The sequence below is a fragment of the Pseudomonas palleroniana genome (assembly GCF_003031675.1).
GTDB classification, from domain to species: domain Bacteria; phylum Pseudomonadota; class Gammaproteobacteria; order Pseudomonadales; family Pseudomonadaceae; genus Aquipseudomonas; species Aquipseudomonas palleroniana.
Genome location: NZ_PYWX01000025.1, coordinates 1 through 15418 on the forward strand (window position 1 = coordinate 1; position 15418 = coordinate 15418).

A 15418-nucleotide genomic window follows, 5' to 3' on the forward strand; every position below is an offset into this window, starting at 1 on the left:
TTGCCGGATTTGGAATACCCGGCGGAAATGTTGGTTCGAAGCGTCAGGCAGAACGGTTCGATAATGTGGAAGGGCAAGCTGGTATTCGTTAGCGAAGCGCTAGCTGGAGAACGAATAGGGCTGAAAGAGACTGAAGATGATGTCTGGGATCTTTACCTGTGTGACTATCCCTTGGGGAGGCTTGGACGGGGAATGACTCGCGTCCAAGCTTCAAATGTGTAAACGATGTCCCCGGTTTCAGATGTAAACGATGTCTACGGTTCTACACCCGCGCTGGGGGGCGAAGCCGCCCTAAACCCTGGCGCCTCGGTCTTACTGAAGCACCGCGGCGTCCTTGGCGGGGCGGCTTTGCCACCCAGCGCGGGGCAAGCCCGCTCACTACAATAGCGGTGCAACTATAGGTTCCTGTCGCGGCCACGCGTCCAGCACCGCCTTGAACAGCGTCGCCAGGGGAATCGCAAAGAACACGCCCCAGAATCCCCATAACCCACCGAACAACAACACCGCGCAGATGATCGCCACCGGGTGCAGGTTGACGGCTTCCGAGAACAGCAGCGGCACCAGCACATTGCCATCCAGGGTCTGGATGATACCGTACACCGCCATAAGGTAGATGAACTGGTCGCTCCACCCCCACTGGAACAAGGCGATCAACGTCACCGGCACCGTCACCACCACTGCGCCGACATATGGCACTACCACAGAAACGCCCACCAGCAGTGCCAGTAACGCCGCATAGTTGAGCCCGAGGACCACAAAGGCGATGTAGGTGACGCCCCCACAGATAACGATCTCAATCACCTTGCCGCGAATGTAGTTGGCAATCTGACGGTTCATCTCTTCGGCCACTCGGGTAATCAGCGCCCTTTCACGCGGCAGGTAACCGCGGACCCAGCGGCCGATCATCTCGCGGTCCTTGAGGAAGAAAAACACCAGGATCGGCACCAGCACCAGATAGATCATGATGTTGACCAACAACGGCAGGCTGGACAGAGAAAAGGTCAGCGCCCACTGCCCGAATTTTCCGATCTCGCCGCGCGCCAGTTCAATGGCCTGCACCACCTGCTCATCCGACACCAGATGCGGATAGCGTTCAGGCAACATCAGCAACAACGACTGCCACTTGGCCAACATCCCCGGCAACTCGTTGAACAGGGTGATCAACTGATGCCACAGCAGCGGCAGCACCACCACGATGAATACCACCAGCAAGCCCATGAACAGGGCAAACACCAACCCCACCGCCACACCACCCGGTAAGCGCAAACGTTCCAGGGTGTTGACCAACCCTTGCATCAGGTACGCCAGCACCATCCCTGCCAGTACCGGCGCCAGCATGCCGCCCAAAGTGAGCACGGCAGTAAAAGCCAGGAACAGCAGGACCGCCAGCACCACGGCCTCTTCATCGGAAAAGTAGCGCTGGATCCAGTCTCGTAACACTTTGAACATCAATCAACCTCGGATGATGGGGCGAACGATTCAGGCCTTTCGTAGCCAGTAACAGTACACCCCGGCGGCATCTTCTTCGTGCAGCAGGGTGTGACCGGCCAACTTGGCAAAGGTCCGGAAATCGCGCTGGGAGCCGGCATCCGTGGCGATCACCTTGAGTACTGCGCCACTGGCCAATCGATTGAGTTCCAACTTGGCCTTGAGCAGGGGCAACGGGCAATTCAGGCCGCTGGCATCAAGCTCCGCATCAAAGGCTACAGCGTCGGTCATGGTTTTACTCCGGACAAGCGTTGGGCTGCTTAGAATATCTGGTCCGAAGCTCAGTGTCCGGCTACAGTAGACTCTTTGTCGAAAGGCTTTGTGCATGACTTTTTTGCGCCCTACCCTGCTGACGCTGGCTTGCCTGCTGGCCTCTCCAGGCTTCGCTGACGACCTGCCGTCACTTGGCGACGCCAGTTCTGCCATTGTCTCGCCACAACAGGAATACCAACTGGGCCGCGCCTGGCTTGCCTACCTGCGCGGCCAGGTGTCGCAGCTCAATGACCCGCAGCTCAAGGACTACGTCGAAACCAGCGTGTACAAACTGGTGGAGACCAGCCAGGTCAATGATCGGCGCCTGGAATTCATCCTGATCAACAGTCCGCAACTCAACGCCTTTGCCGCGCCCGGCGGGATTGTCGGGGTCAACGGCGGCCTGTTCCTCAATGCCCAGACCGAAGGTGAGTACGCCTCGGTATTGGCACACGAACTGGCTCACTTGTCCCAACGTCACTTTGCACGGGGCGTGGAAGCACAGTCGCGCATGCAGCTCCCGATGATGGCCGCCCTGCTCGGCGGCATCATCGCCGCGGCGGCAGGCGCAGGTGACGCCGGCATTGCCGCCATTGCCGGCAGCCAGGCGGCGGCTATCCAGGAGCAGCGCCGGTTCTCGCGCCAGAATGAACAGGAGGCTGACCGGATCGGCATCCTCAACCTGGAAAAAGCCGGGTACGACCCGCGCTCCATGCCCACCATGTTCGAACGGCTGATGCGCCAATACCGCTTCGACGCCAAGCCACCGGAGTTCCTGCTGACTCACCCGGTTACCGAGTCGCGGATTGCCGACACCCGCAACCGCGCCGAACAAGCCAAACCCGGCGGTAAGGAAGACAGCCTGCGCTATCAACTGATCCGCGCGCGCGTACAACTGCAATATGAAGACACCCCAGGCCTGGCCGCCAAGCGGTTCCAGGCACAACTGGACGAAAACCCGAAAAACGACGTGGCACGCTATGGCCTGGCCATTGCCCAGATCAAGGGTACCCAGCTCAAGGCGGCCCGAGAAAACCTGGCACCGCTGCTGGCCAAAGCCCCCAATGACATCACCTACAACCTGGCGCAGATCGAGTTGGACATCACCAACAATCGCCTGCCGGATGCCCAGCAACGCACGGACCGGATGCTCACCCAATACCCCGGCAACTATCCGCTGAATCAGGTGCGCGTGGACTTGCTGCTCAAGCAGAACCGTACCGCAGATGCGGAGAAAGCCCTGGACGGTTTGCTCAAATCCCGCCCCGATGACCCGGATGTCTGGTACCAGGTCGCCGAGACCCGCGGTTTGTCCGGCAACATCATCGGTCTGCATCAGGCCCGCGCCGAGTACTTTGCCTTGGTGGGTGACTTCCAGCAGGCCATTCAACAGCTGGACTTCGCCAAGCGCCGGGCAGGCAACAACTTCCCGCTGTCCTCGCGTATCGATGCACGCCAACGTGAATTGATTGAACAGGAACGTCTGGTGAAAGGGATGATGGGCTAAATCCATCGCCCACAAAAAAGCCCCGCCTTCGTTAAACGAAGGCGGGGCTTTTTAATAGGCTAGAGCCTTACTCAGCCAGCTTGAACGTGATGAAGCTCGCACGCCCCTGACGCAGCACACGCATCGACACCGAGCGATTCTTCGGCAATGCCTTGGCGATGTCGGCGAACTCCTTGGTGGAGTTGATCGCCTGATTGTTCAGGTGGGTGATCACATCCCCCGGCTGCAGGCCGATCAAGGCGGCTGGGCCGTCCTGAACTTCCTTGATCACCACGCCACCCTTCAGGTCGAAGCTCTTCTTCTGCTCAGCGGTCAGCTCAACCACCGCAATACCCAGGCGGTTGCTGCTGCGCTCAACGCCTGGCTTGGCGTTACCCAGCGCATCGAGGGCGGCGCCCTCTTCAGGGATAGCCCCTACGGTCAGCTCGACGTTTTGACGCTTGCCATCACGGATCACTTCCAACTTGGCCTTGCTGCCGGCTTTCAGAGCACCGACCAGGTGCGGCAAATCGGCGGACATGATGATCGGCTGGCCGTTCATGCTCAGGATCACGTCGCCAACTTGCAGGCCGCCTTTGGCAGCCGGGCCGTCGTCCTGAATCTGTGCGACCAGGGCACCGGCCGGTTTCTCGAGGCCGAAGGATTCAGCCAGGTCTTTGTTCACCTCCTGGATCACGACACCCAACCAGCCGCGGCTGACTTTGCCACCGCTCTTGAGCTGGTTGGAAACGTCCATGGCCACATCGATCGGGATCGCGAAGGATACGCCCATGAAGCCACCGGAGCGGGTATAGATCTGCGAGTTGATACCCACCACCTCGCCCGCCAGGTTGAACAGCGGACCACCGGAGTTACCCGGGTTGATCGGCACGTCGGTCTGGATGAACGGCACGTAGTTTTCGTTCGGCAGGCTGCGACCAATGGCACTGACGATGCCTTGGGTGACGGTATGGTCAAAGCCGAAAGGCGAACCGATTGCCACGACCCACTGCCCGGCTTTCAAGTCCTGGGATTTACCCAGTTTCAGTACCGGTAAATCCTTGCCATCGATTTTCAGCAAGGCCACATCGGAGCGCGGGTCCGTACCGACCAGCTTGGCTTTCAACTCACTGCGGTCGGCCAGGCGCACGAGGATCTCGTCAGCATCGGCAATCACATGATTGTTGGTGAGGATGTAGCCATCGGGCGAAATGATGAAACCCGACCCCAGGGACTGCGCTTCGCGCTGGCCACCGCCGCCGCCACGTGGGGAGCGCTGTTGCGGCATACCCCGTTCGAAGAACTCGCGCAGCATCGGCGGAAGCCCTTCGAGGTCCGGCATCTGCTGGTTCGAGACTTTGCGCTCGGGCAGTTTCTGCGTGGTACTGATGTTCACCACGGCAGGCGAGGCCTGCTCCACCAACTGGGTGAAGTCAGGCAGTTCGGCCGCTTGCGCGGACACAGCCTGACCCAGCACCAGCACCGTGGCGACTATGGATAAGTAAGACTTCAAACGTGGTATCGACATACAGCTCCCGTTACGACGAGCAGGGTTGAGCGACAGGGTTCAAGAAACACCGAAAACTACGATCGGCATCTTTGTTCCGCGAACAAAACAAGGCCGGAGCCGACAAGCCCTGACCTATAAAAAACATGGGGATTTTTTGCAAGTGAAAATAACGAACCAGACATTTCATGCTCTCAATACCCAACCAAGCAGAGGCTCACATTGGAAGGTCAGGATGAACATAGGATTAACAACTCATGGCTGGGTGGCAACCTTTTCACCGCGCACCGACAGCGCGATGCGTTCGGCGGTGCCGATGGGGATTTCGCCGACAACCGTCACCATCATCTCGCCGTCCACCGTGTTCAGGCGCCGTGACACCGCAACCGTAGGCCCCAGTTGAGTGCGGGTTTCCGTCACGCTCGCTCCGTCTGTCGACTCGAGAAACACCGAGAAGCGTGCAAGGCCGTCGCTATACATCCAACTGTCGACAGTAGATTGGGTTTGGCTATCTCGGCGTGCGTTACTGCTGATGGGCTCAAAACCAGGCGGCAGCCAGTTCAGGTGCCATGCCTGATCGGCAGGTACTTCTGGCGCGTTGTTGTTGGAAACGGCGACGGCTTTACATTCGCCGCTGGGCTGCAGATCGCGATCAGAAGGCGCGACCGACGTATTCAGGCGGGTGAATTGAAAACGTTCCAACAACTGCCCCTGATCATTGAGTAACAACGATTTGAGTGGCAATGCCGTTTCGCGATCCAGATGCAACTCGAAGCCATATCGGTATTGGTCTCGAGGGGTGATCGAGACAATCACCGCGTTACGACCGGCCACACGGGATTTCCCGATAACGGACAGTTCATAAAAGGGAGTGAGCTTTTGGGGATCAAGAACACGCGCGGCCGAGGCATCACGCGAATTCCCAAGGCCTGCGACGAGTGTGCCGCTGACGCATTGAGTACGACCATCTATCCGTACGACTTCCTGGGCAGAACCGTCGAGCTGGAGTAATCGCTCACGAACCTGACCATTCTGGACACGATGCCAGATGTCATGGGTAGAAAAACTGCCATTACGTTCGTAGACGAACGTACCTTCGAAGCTTTGTTGCTGCTCTGCACGCCCAAGTCGAGTCATCCAGTCTTGGGCTTCGTCGGCATGGGCGGATAGTGCAAACCAGCTACTGAGCAAAAGCGTGAGGAGCGGTATGGCGCGCATAGTGCTCCTCAGCGATTCAACGGTTTTCCAGGCTTGCAGCACGTGCGTAAGGCAGAGCGCTTTCAGTACCTTTCAAGGCCGACTCCTGTGCGTGTTGACGCAGGTAGCCTGGAAGGCGCTGATCTTGCCAGCCGGATTGCCCTTGCAGTACGCCATTGGCCATTGGGCCGGTGGTGTCAGAGCTTTCCTTGTAGCCGGCCAGTACAGCCGGGCCCTTGACTTGCGGACCAGCCATCACCGGCTGCTGAACCTGTTGGGCCAGCTCGTTACCGGCGATTTCGTCCTGGTTGTACAGGCGAACACCCGCCAATACGGCAACAGTCACCGAAGCAGCAACCGCCAGGCGACCCAGGCTACGCCATGGACCACGAGCAGCTTTTGCCGGAACGGCTTCATCGGCCAGCGCAGCAGAAACGGCCGCAGCAATATCCAAACGAGGGATTAGTAGATCCTTGTGCATCACCGCCCGAGCGACTTGGTAACGAGACCAGGTATCACGGGTTTCGGCATCATCAAATGCGTTGAGCACTCGACGAAGTTCCAGTTCATCCGCTTCGTTATCCATCACTGCGGACAGCGATTCCTGCAGGGCATCACGACTCATGGCGGTTCCTCTCTTGGCTGTCGCCGCTGTCTTTAGTTTTCCTGCAACAACGGTTGCAAGGCTTTGTCGATGGCTTCCCGGGCCCGGAAAATCCGTGACCTTACAGTCCCCACCGGACATTGCATGACGCTCGCAATGTCTTCGTAACTCAGACCATCGAATTCACGTAAAGTTAACGCGGTACGCAAATCTTCCGGCAGTTGCTGAATTGTGCGATGAACGGTGCCTTCGATTTCGTCGCGCAGCAATGAACGCTCCGGCGACTCGAGATCCTTGAGGCCATGATCACCATCGTAAAATTCAGCATCTTCTGAACTTACATCACTATCCGGTGGGCGGCGGCCGCGAGACACCAGATAGTTCTTCGCCGTGTTAATGGCGATGCGATATAGCCACGTGTAAAACGCACTATCACCGCGGAAATTGCCTAGTGCACGGTATGCCTTGATAAAGGCTTCCTGTGCTACATCCTGCGCTTCATGGGTGTCGTGCACGAATCGCACGATCAACCCGAGAATTTTGTGCTGGTATTTCAGCACTAGCAGATCAAATGCACGCTTGTCACCGCGCTGAACGCGCTCGACCAGCTGCTGATCCTCTTCCTGGGTTAGCATGAACACTCCTCGTTGTACTTGAAGGAGGCTTGCATAACTAAATGACCAGGCTTGCAAACATAGACTCGGGCTTTTCGCAAAAGTTCTCCCCTTTCAAGCAAGTTTCCGGCGCGCACTGTTTTGGCACACACGAAAAACGCAGCTCGGGCAACGCCGGCTGCGCGAATAATCTTGTCGTCGGCTCCTGACGCGTCCAATGCTCCCGACGGGCCAATAAACTCAACGTTTTCCCAGCTTTCGGGCAACCTGCTATTGAGTCGGGACTGCTGCAAAAAGTTCCCCCCTCCAATAACCGGCTCATTTCACCCGACTGATGCGCGGCAATCTCATATTGCCACGAATGCCCGACTATTGTGCCGCTCCCCCCCTCTATATACTAGTGGCCCGTGTGACCCTTTGATTCGCCGATCCAGGCGTCCTGTCTGCGCCAGCCTTTCGGATCGCTTTTTGCGGAATCCTTCCAATGAGCCAACAGTTTCAACACGATGTCCTGGTGATCGGTAGCGGCGCGGCCGGCTTGAGCCTTGCGCTGACCCTTCCCAGCCATTTGCGCATTGCCGTACTGAGCAAGGGCGACCTGGCCAACGGCTCGACCTTCTGGGCCCAGGGCGGGGTCGCCGCCGTGCTGGACGACACCGACACGGTGCAATCCCACGTTGAAGACACCCTGAATGCCGGCGGTGGCCTGTGCAATGAAGACGCGGTGCGCTTTACCGTCGAACATAGCCGCGAAGCCATTCAATGGTTGATCGACCAAGGGGTGCCGTTCACGCGTGACGAGCAGGCGGGCAACGATGATGGCGGATTCGAGTTCCACCTGACCCGTGAAGGCGGCCACAGCCATCGCCGTATCATCCACGCCGCCGATGCAACAGGCGCCGCGATCTTCAAGACCTTGCTCGAACAAGCCCGACAACGCCCCAACATTGAATTGCTGGAACAACGCGTCGCCGTCGACCTGATCACCGAAAAACGCCTGGGCCTGGACGGCGAACGTTGCCTCGGCGCCTACGTGCTCAACCGCGCCAGCGGCGAAGTCGATACCTACGGCGCACGCTTCACCATCCTCGCATCCGGCGGTGCAGCCAAGGTCTACCTCTACACCAGCAACCCCGACGGAGCCTGCGGCGATGGCATCGCCATGGCCTGGCGTTCCGGCTGCCGCGTGGCCAACCTGGAGTTCAACCAATTCCACCCCACGTGCCTGTACCACCCGCAGGCCAAGAGTTTCTTGGTCACCGAAGCCCTGCGCGGTGAAGGTGCACACCTGAAGCTGCCCAATGGTGAGCGCTTCATGCAGCGCTTCGACCCACGCGCCGAACTGGCGCCACGGGATATCGTCGCCCGCGCCATCGACCATGAAATGAAGCGCCTGGGCATCGACTGCGTTTACCTGGACATCAGCCACAAACCCGAAGCCTTCATCAAGAGCCACTTCCCGACGGTCTACGAACGCTGCCTGACCTTCAACATCGACATCACCAAAGGCCCGATCCCGGTGGTGCCGGCGGCGCACTACACCTGTGGTGGCGTAATGGTCGACCAGCACGGGCGCACCGATGTACCGGGCCTGTATGCAATTGGCGAAACCAGCTTCACCGGCCTGCATGGCGCCAACCGCATGGCCAGTAACTCGCTGCTTGAGTGCTTTGTCTACGCGCGCTCGGCGGCGGCCGACATTCTTGAACAACTGCCACACATTCCTGTGCCCGCCGCCCTGCCCCGCTGGGACGCCAGCCAGGTCACCGATTCGGATGAAGACGTGATCATCGCCCACAACTGGGACGAATTGCGGCGCTTCATGTGGGACTACGTAGGGATCGTGCGCACCAATAAGCGCCTGCAACGGGCGCAACACCGGGTGCGATTGTTGCTCGATGAGATCGACGAGTTCTACAGCAACTATAAGGTCAGCCGCGACCTGATCGAATTACGCAACCTGGCCCAGGTGGCGGAATTGATGATCCGCTCGGCCATGGAGCGCAAGGAAAGCCGGGGGTTGCATTACACCCTTGACTACCCCCAGATGCTACCCGAGGCCCGCGACACTATCCTGGTGCCAACCACCTACGGCGGCTGAACTTGAGGCGCACCCGCAGGCGCCGATGCACATCGGCAGCCTGCGAGTCCTTCGGCACACAGAGCGAACGCACGCGCCACTCACCCTGCACCCGATAACGCAGCACCACGATCCATGGCAATGCCAGGCTGTCGGGACGCAGTTGCACGCTGTGCCAGCCGCGTTCCTCACTGAACAGCTGCCAGCCATCTTCATCCCGGCGCAGACCGCGAACCGACGAACGGTGAGTCAGGCGGATGTGGCGTGGTAGCACCCAGACGGCATGCGCCAGGCACAACAGCGCACCAAGGCTTGAATAAGGTAGATCGAGAACCAGCAGACTCCCCAGCGCGAGCAACTGGGCAAGCAGATACGCCGCCAGCAGCAGCCCGGAGGCCTGCCAGCGGCATTCGAAGCGATTACTTGGGCTGGACACGATCCAGGATCATCCGGACCATGCGTTGCAGCTCCGGGTCTTCGGATTCGCTGCGCTCCATGAACCAGCCGAACATGTCCTGGTCTTCGCACGTCAACAGCCTGACGTAGAGGTCACGATCCACCTGATCGAGCGTCGCATAGACCTCTTTGGTGAACGGCACCAGCAACACATCCAACTCCAGCATGCCGCGGCGGCTGTGCCAGTAGAGGCGATTGATTTCTACATCTTCGACCATGGAGCGCTCCTCAAATAGAGCGCAAGTATACAGGCCCGACGGCGGTGGAACAGTCGGCTTTGGTCGCCCCTCACGGAAACTATCCATTTGCCGGGCGCCCCTCTATGATGCACTCATGACTTTTTGACCTGCGATGACCCATGGCTGACTCTGCTTTTTTCTGCCCCCTGGCCCACGAAGGCGTTCTCGCCGTCCGCGGCGCCGACGCTGCCAAATTCCTGCAAGGGCAACTGACCTGCAACCTCAACTACCTGAGTGACACTCAAGCCAGCCTCGGTGCGCGCTGTACACAGAAAGGGCGTATGCAGTCGAGCTTTCGCATCCTGCTGCAAGGCGACGGCGTGCTGCTGGCAATGGCCACCGAATTGCTCGAACCGCAACTGGCGGACCTGAAAAAGTACGCGGTGTTCTCCAAGTCCAAACTCACCGACGAAAGCGCCGCCTGGGCACGCTTTGGTCTGGCGGATGCGGATCAGGCCCTGGCCAGCCTCGGCCTTCAATTACCTGGCGAGACCGACAGCGTCGTACGTACCGATTCACTGATCGCCATCCGTGTGTCCCCCGGCCGCGCCGAACTCTGGGCCCCTGCCGAACAAGCCGAAGCCCTGCACGCGCAACTCAATGCACAGTTGAAGGAAGCCGGCTTGAATGAATGGCTGCTCGGCCAGATCCGCGCCGGCATCGGCCAGGTCATGCCGCAAACGCGCGAATTGTTCATTCCACAGATGCTCAACCTGCAGGCCGTAGGCGGCGTCAGCTTCAAGAAAGGTTGCTACACCGGCCAGGAAATCGTCGCCCGCATGCAATACCTGGGCAAGCTCAAGCGACGCCTGTATCGCCTGAGTCTCAACGCGGCCGAACTGCCGGAGCCCGGCACCCCGCTGTTCTCTCCCAGCCACAACAGTTCGATCGGCGAAGTGGTGATCGCGGCAAAAGCTGACTCATCCGTTGAACTTCTCGCGGTGTTGCAAGCCGAAGCTGCCGACAGCGGCGATGTGCACTTGGGCACCCTGGAAGGCCCTGGCCTGCAACTGCTCGACCTGCCTTACCCACTGGATCGCGATAAAGAGATCCAGCGTTAATCGCCGTACCTTTTTGCAGCACCCTAGAGAGCATGAATGAACAAGCTGGCGGAAAAAGTTCAACAGGCTTTGGTGAAGGCCATCGACAACGATGACCTGGTTCTGCCGACATTACCGGAAGTGGCCCTGAAGATTCGCCAAGCCGCGGAAGACCCGGATATCAGCATCAGCCACTTGAGCAAGGTGATCGGTCGCGATACCGCTTTGTCGGCGCGGCTGATCAAAGTGGTCAACAGCCCACTGTTGCGCGCCACCCAGGAAGTCACCGACCTGCATACCGCCATCACCCGGCTGGGCACCAATTACAGCAGCAACCTGGCCATCGGCCTGGTGATGGAGCAAATCTTCCACGCCCGCTCCGAGGTGGTAGAGCTGAAAATGCGTGAAGTCTGGCGGCGCAGCCTGGAAGTGGCAGGCGTCAGCTATGCCCTGTGCCGCCGCTTCAGCCAGTTGAAGCCGGACCAGGCAGCCCTTGGCGGGCTGGTCCACCAGATCGGCGTGCTGCCGATCCTCACCTATGCCGAAGACCACTACGAACTGCTCTCGGACCCGGTCAGCCTGAATCACGTCATCGACAGCATTCACCCGGTGCTCGGGAACAAACTGCTGCGCGTCTGGGATTTCCCGGAGATGCTGGCCAACCTGCCGGTGCAATACCTGGACCTGGAGCGTGACTCGGCGAAGCTGGACTACATCGACCTGGTACAGATCGCCAACCTGTATTGCCACCGAGGCACCGGCCACCCGTTGGCGAACGTACCGGTATCGACATTGCCGTCCGCCAGGAAACTGCGCACAGATCTCTACAGCGATGCCCTTCTGACAGAGCTGGATGAAGCACGCTCGATGTTTTACTGATCAGCCCGCGATAAAACTCACCCGCACTTTCAACCCCGCCGATTCACCGTCGTGCAAACTGATCTGCGCCAGATGCGCCCGGCAGATCTCCCCGACAATCGCCAACCCCAGCCCCGAACCCACGCCCTGCTGACTACGGCGGTAGAAACGTTCGAAAACCCGGTCCCGCTCATCCAGCGGGATACCTGGCCCATCATCCTCGACCTCCAGCACGGCCGGGGCCATGACCCGCAGGATCACATTGCCGCCAGGCGGGGTGTGGGCGAGTGCGTTATCCACCAGGTTGCTCAGCAGTTCATTCAACAACGTCGGCTCGCCGCGCAGCCACACCGGTTCATCGGCTTCCAAGGCCAGGGCGACACCCCGCGCATGGGCCAGCGGCGCCATGGCCATGCCCAGTTCCCGCGCCAGTTGGCTGAGGTCGAGTAGCTGCGCGCCACCCTCGGCAATCGCCCGGGCGCCGTTTTCGATGCGTGCCAGGGACAACAATTGATTGGCCAAGTGCGTCAGGCGGTCGGTGCCCTGGGCCGCCGTCTCCAGGGTGCTGCGCCAGGTGCCGGGGTCTTCGGCACGCAGGCCCAGTTCCAGCCGAGCCTTCAATGCGGCCAACGGGGTACGTAACTCGTGGGAGGCGTCGGCAATGAACTGCGCCTGGCGCTCGAACTGGCCGCGCAGACGTTCGGTGAAGTGGTTGATGGAACGCACCAGAGGGCCAAACTCATGCTGCACTTCCACCAACGGCAGCGGCCGCAAGTCGTCGGGCTGACGCTCCTCCACCGCCGTACGCAGGCGCTCCAGCGGGCGCAGCGCCGCGCTCACGGCAAACCACACCAACAGCAACGCGCCGATGGCCAGCATGCCCAAGCGCAGCAAGGTGTCGGCCATCAGGCTACGCGCCATGGCGACGCGCGCCTCCTGCGTCTCGGCGACGCGAATTTCCGCCATGCCGTTCATATTCGGTTCGGAGACCGCCTTGAGCAGGCTCACCACCCGTACGGACTGGCCCTGATACTTGGCGTCATAGAAGCGCGCCAGGGCCGGGTAATCATCGGTACGCGGTGTGCCGGGCGGCGGGCCTGGCAGGTTTTCGTAGCCCGAGATCAGCTTCTGATCGATGTCATTGACCTGGTAATAAATGCGCCCAGCACTGTCATAGGCGAAGGTATCCAGGGCCACATACGGCACATTGGCACTGAGGGTGCCATCGACCTGGGTCAAGCCGGCGGCAATCGTCCGCGCCGAGGCCAGCAGCGTACGGTCATAGGCGGTATCGGCGGCTTCGCGTCCATTCCAGTAAGCGCTCAGGCCACTGGCGAGCATCAACACCACCAACAGCAGCGCCAGGTTCCACAGCAGCCGCCAACGCAGGCTGCTGGGCTTATGCATCACGCGCTTCCAGCAAGTACCCCAGGCCACGGAACGTCACGATGGCGATGGGTTGCCCATCGAGCTTCTTGCGCAGGCGATGCACGTAGATTTCGATCGCATCGGGGCTGGCTTCCTCGTCCAGGCCGAACACCTGGGAAGCCAGTTGCTCCTTGCTCATCACGCGGCCCGGGCGCGCAATCAAAGCCTCCAAAACCGCTTGCTCGCGAGAGGTCAACGTCATCAATTCGCCGCCCACCGTGAACCGTCGTGTATCCAGGTCGTAGACCAGCACACCGCAGGTCTGCTGGCGCTCGCCGCCGAGTACGCTGCGGCGCAACAGTGCCTTGACCCGCGCTTCCAGTTCCGTCAGTTCAAACGGCTTGGCGAGGTAGTCGTCGGCGCCCAGGTTCAGGCCATGCACGCGGTCCTTCACATCACTGCGCGCCGTCAGCATCAGCACCGGCAGGTTCTTGCCGCGCGCCCGCAAGCGTGCAAGCACCTCGAAACCATCCATGCGCGGCAGCCCGACATCGAGGACCAGCACCGCATACTCCTCGCTGCCCAAAGCCAGATCCGCAGCCACCCCATCGTGCAGCACATCGACGGTCAAGCCCGTGCTCTTGAGCGCCTGGGCGACACTTTCGGCGAGCTGCAGATGGTCTTCAACCAAGAGGACACGCATGGATTTTCACCTCATTCGGGCATGGTCGACGCCACGCTTTGCGAGGCAGTTTACAGACGCCGCCTGGCCTGTGAAGCCCGAAAACATTGAAAGACAACTGAAAGGTTAGTGAAAGGTTCGCCCTTTAGCATCCCGTTACGGTGGTCTATGCCCACCCCGTTGCCTGAGCGCAACGCTCGAAAAACGCCTCGAAGCGTTTTCGCCAAAATAAGAACAATAACGGAGTACACCCCCATGCTGTCGACACAGCCCCAGGCTCGCCCGCCTGTCCGGTTTTCCCGCCTGACCCACACCGCCCTCGCCAGTGCCGCTGCGCTTGCCGGCTTTGCGCCGCTTAGCCAGGCCGCCTTCTTCGAAGACAGCAGCGCGACCCTGGAAACCCGCAACATGTACTTCAACCGCGACTTTCGTGACGGCACCAGCGCGCAGCAATCCAAGCGTGACGAATGGGCCCAGGGCTTCATGCTCAACCTGCAATCGGGCTACACCGACGGCACTGTCGGGTTTGGCGTGGATGCGCTGGGCATGCTCGGGGTCAAGCTCGACTCCAGCCCCGACCGCACCGGCACCGGCCTGCTGCCCACCGACGACGGTCGTGCGGTCGACGAGTACAGCAAACTCGGCCTGACCGGCAAAGTGAAGATCTCCGCCACCGAACTGAAAATCGGCGCACTGATCCCCGAACTGCCGATCCTCAAGCCCAACGACGGCCGCATCCTGCCGCAGACGTTCAACGGCGGCCTGCTCACCTCGAAAGAATTCAAGAACCTGGTATTCACCGGTGGCCGCCTGGACAAAGCCAAGGACCGCGATTCCACCGACTACGAAGACATCGCCCTCAACAACAAGAACAGCCGTTTCGTCGGCGGCGCCACCGGCAAGCACTTCAACTTCGGCGGCGTCGACTACAAGTTCGCCGACAAAATCACCGGCAGTTACCACTTCGCCCAGCTCGATGACGTCTACCGCCAGCACTTCCTCGGCCTGGTGGCCTCGCGCCCGATAGGCCCCGGCACCTTTGGCGCCGACTTGCGCCTGGCCATCAGCGATGACACCGGTGCGGCCCGCGGCGGCAACATAGACAACACCTCCCTCAACGGCCTCTTCAGCTATGCCCTCAATGGCCATAAGCTCAGCGCCGGTTACCAGCACATGTCCGGCGACAGCGCCTTTCCTTATGTGGATGGCAGCGACCCGTACCTGGTCAACTTCGTACAGATCAACGACTTTGCCGGCGCCGAAGAACGCTCCTGGCAAGCGCGCTATGACTACGACTTCGCCAAACTGGGGATCCCAGGTTTGAGCTTCATGAGCCGCTACCTGTCGGGCGACCATATCAAACTCAAGAACGGCGAGACCGGCAAAGAGTGGGAACGCAACAGCGAGATCCGCTACGTGGTGCAAAGCGGCACGTTCAAGGACGTCGCCGTGCGCCTGCGCAATGCCACGTACCGTTCCAACTATTCGGCCCGTGATGCGGATGAAGTACGCCTGTTGGTCAGTTACAGCGTGGCGCTTTGGTAGTC

15 protein-coding genes and 1 pseudogene are annotated in these 15418 nt (G+C 60.0%); 6 read left to right on the top strand and 10 right to left on the bottom strand.

Features of this window, described 5'->3' with window-relative positions; all coding sequences use genetic code 11:
- Nucleotides 1-222: pseudogene (locus C9383_RS28300) on the top strand (IS481 family transposase); the annotation flags it as partial.
- A gap of 156 nt (nt 223-378) precedes the next feature.
- Here C9383_RS28300 and C9383_RS07550 read toward each other — a convergent pair.
- On the bottom strand, nt 379-1449 hold the full coding sequence (locus tag C9383_RS07550) for an AI-2E family transporter (protein WP_060753706.1): 1071 nt from the start codon (nt 1447-1449) through the stop codon (nt 379-381).
- A 30-nt stretch (nt 1450-1479) separates the two neighbouring features.
- Complete coding sequence (locus C9383_RS07555; RefSeq protein WP_090366217.1) at nt 1480-1719, bottom strand: sulfurtransferase TusA family protein; 240 nt, start codon at nt 1717-1719, stop codon at nt 1480-1482.
- Nucleotides 1720-1813: 94 nt separating this feature from the next.
- On the opposite strand from C9383_RS07555, the gene C9383_RS07560 reads away from it, so the two are divergent.
- Nucleotides 1814-3247 (top strand): M48 family metalloprotease, encoded by a 1434-nt coding sequence (locus C9383_RS07560; RefSeq protein ID WP_060753708.1) that lies wholly within the window; start codon nt 1814-1816, stop codon nt 3245-3247.
- 67 nt (nt 3248-3314) lie between these two features.
- On the opposite strand, the gene C9383_RS07565 is transcribed toward C9383_RS07560, so the two are convergent.
- The 4 genes from C9383_RS07565 to rpoE form a co-directional block, all read right to left on the bottom strand.
- Nucleotides 3315-4754: a DegQ family serine endoprotease gene (locus C9383_RS07565; protein WP_060753709.1), complete on the bottom strand. Its 1440-nt coding sequence runs from the start codon at nt 4752-4754 to the stop codon at nt 3315-3317.
- Nucleotides 4755-4988: 234 nt separating this feature from the next.
- Complete coding sequence (locus tag C9383_RS07570; protein WP_090366219.1) at nt 4989-5951, bottom strand: MucB/RseB C-terminal domain-containing protein; 963 nt, start codon at nt 5949-5951, stop codon at nt 4989-4991.
- A 16-nt stretch (nt 5952-5967) separates the two neighbouring features.
- Complete coding sequence (locus C9383_RS07575; RefSeq protein ID WP_060753711.1) at nt 5968-6555, bottom strand: sigma-E factor negative regulatory protein; 588 nt, start codon at nt 6553-6555, stop codon at nt 5968-5970.
- A 32-nt stretch (nt 6556-6587) separates the two neighbouring features.
- Complete coding sequence (rpoE, locus tag C9383_RS07580) at nt 6588-7169, bottom strand: RNA polymerase sigma factor RpoE/AlgU (RefSeq protein WP_060753712.1); 582 nt, start codon at nt 7167-7169, stop codon at nt 6588-6590.
- Between the two features lie 463 nt (nt 7170-7632).
- Here rpoE and nadB point away from each other — a divergent pair, with 463 nt between their 5' ends.
- On the top strand, nt 7633-9249 hold the full coding sequence (nadB, locus tag C9383_RS07585; protein ID WP_090366220.1) for an L-aspartate oxidase: 1617 nt from the start codon (nt 7633-7635) through the stop codon (nt 9247-9249).
- Here nadB and C9383_RS07590 read toward each other — a convergent pair.
- Together C9383_RS07590 and C9383_RS07595 are read right to left on the bottom strand one after the other, a co-directional pair.
- On the bottom strand, nt 9218-9664 hold the full coding sequence (locus tag C9383_RS07590) for a protein YgfX (RefSeq protein WP_090366222.1): 447 nt from the start codon (nt 9662-9664) through the stop codon (nt 9218-9220). The two genes, nadB and C9383_RS07590, sit on opposite strands and share 32 nt — an antisense overlap.
- On the bottom strand, nt 9648-9902 hold the full coding sequence (locus C9383_RS07595) for an FAD assembly factor SdhE (protein WP_017255216.1): 255 nt from the start codon (nt 9900-9902) through the stop codon (nt 9648-9650). The genes C9383_RS07590 and C9383_RS07595 overlap by 17 nt, the downstream gene beginning before the upstream one ends.
- A gap of 140 nt (nt 9903-10042) precedes the next feature.
- Between C9383_RS07595 and ygfZ the strand changes: the two genes are divergently transcribed.
- The gene (ygfZ, locus tag C9383_RS07600; protein ID WP_090366223.1) at nt 10043-10984 is read left to right on the top strand and encodes a CAF17-like 4Fe-4S cluster assembly/insertion protein YgfZ; all 942 of its coding nucleotides are present in this window, start codon (nt 10043-10045) and stop codon (nt 10982-10984) included.
- Between the two features lie 36 nt (nt 10985-11020).
- The gene (locus C9383_RS07605; RefSeq protein ID WP_090366225.1) at nt 11021-11842 is read left to right on the top strand and encodes an HDOD domain-containing protein; all 822 of its coding nucleotides are present in this window, start codon (nt 11021-11023) and stop codon (nt 11840-11842) included.
- Here C9383_RS07605 and C9383_RS07610 read toward each other — a convergent pair whose 3' ends face one another.
- A complete protein-coding gene (locus C9383_RS07610; RefSeq protein ID WP_090366227.1) occupies nt 11843-13228 on the bottom strand; it encodes a sensor histidine kinase in 1386 nt (461 codons plus the stop codon). It lies immediately after the preceding gene.
- Nucleotides 13221-13892, bottom strand: a complete 672-nt coding sequence (locus tag C9383_RS07615) for a response regulator (RefSeq protein WP_060753718.1) — start codon at nt 13890-13892, stop codon at nt 13221-13223. The genes C9383_RS07610 and C9383_RS07615 overlap by 8 nt, the downstream gene beginning before the upstream one ends.
- A gap of 234 nt (nt 13893-14126) precedes the next feature.
- On the opposite strand from C9383_RS07615, the gene C9383_RS07620 reads away from it, so the two are divergent.
- Nucleotides 14127-15416, top strand: a complete 1290-nt coding sequence (locus tag C9383_RS07620) for an OprD family porin (RefSeq protein WP_090366229.1) — start codon at nt 14127-14129, stop codon at nt 15414-15416.
- Nucleotides 15417-15418: the final 2 nt, after the last annotated feature.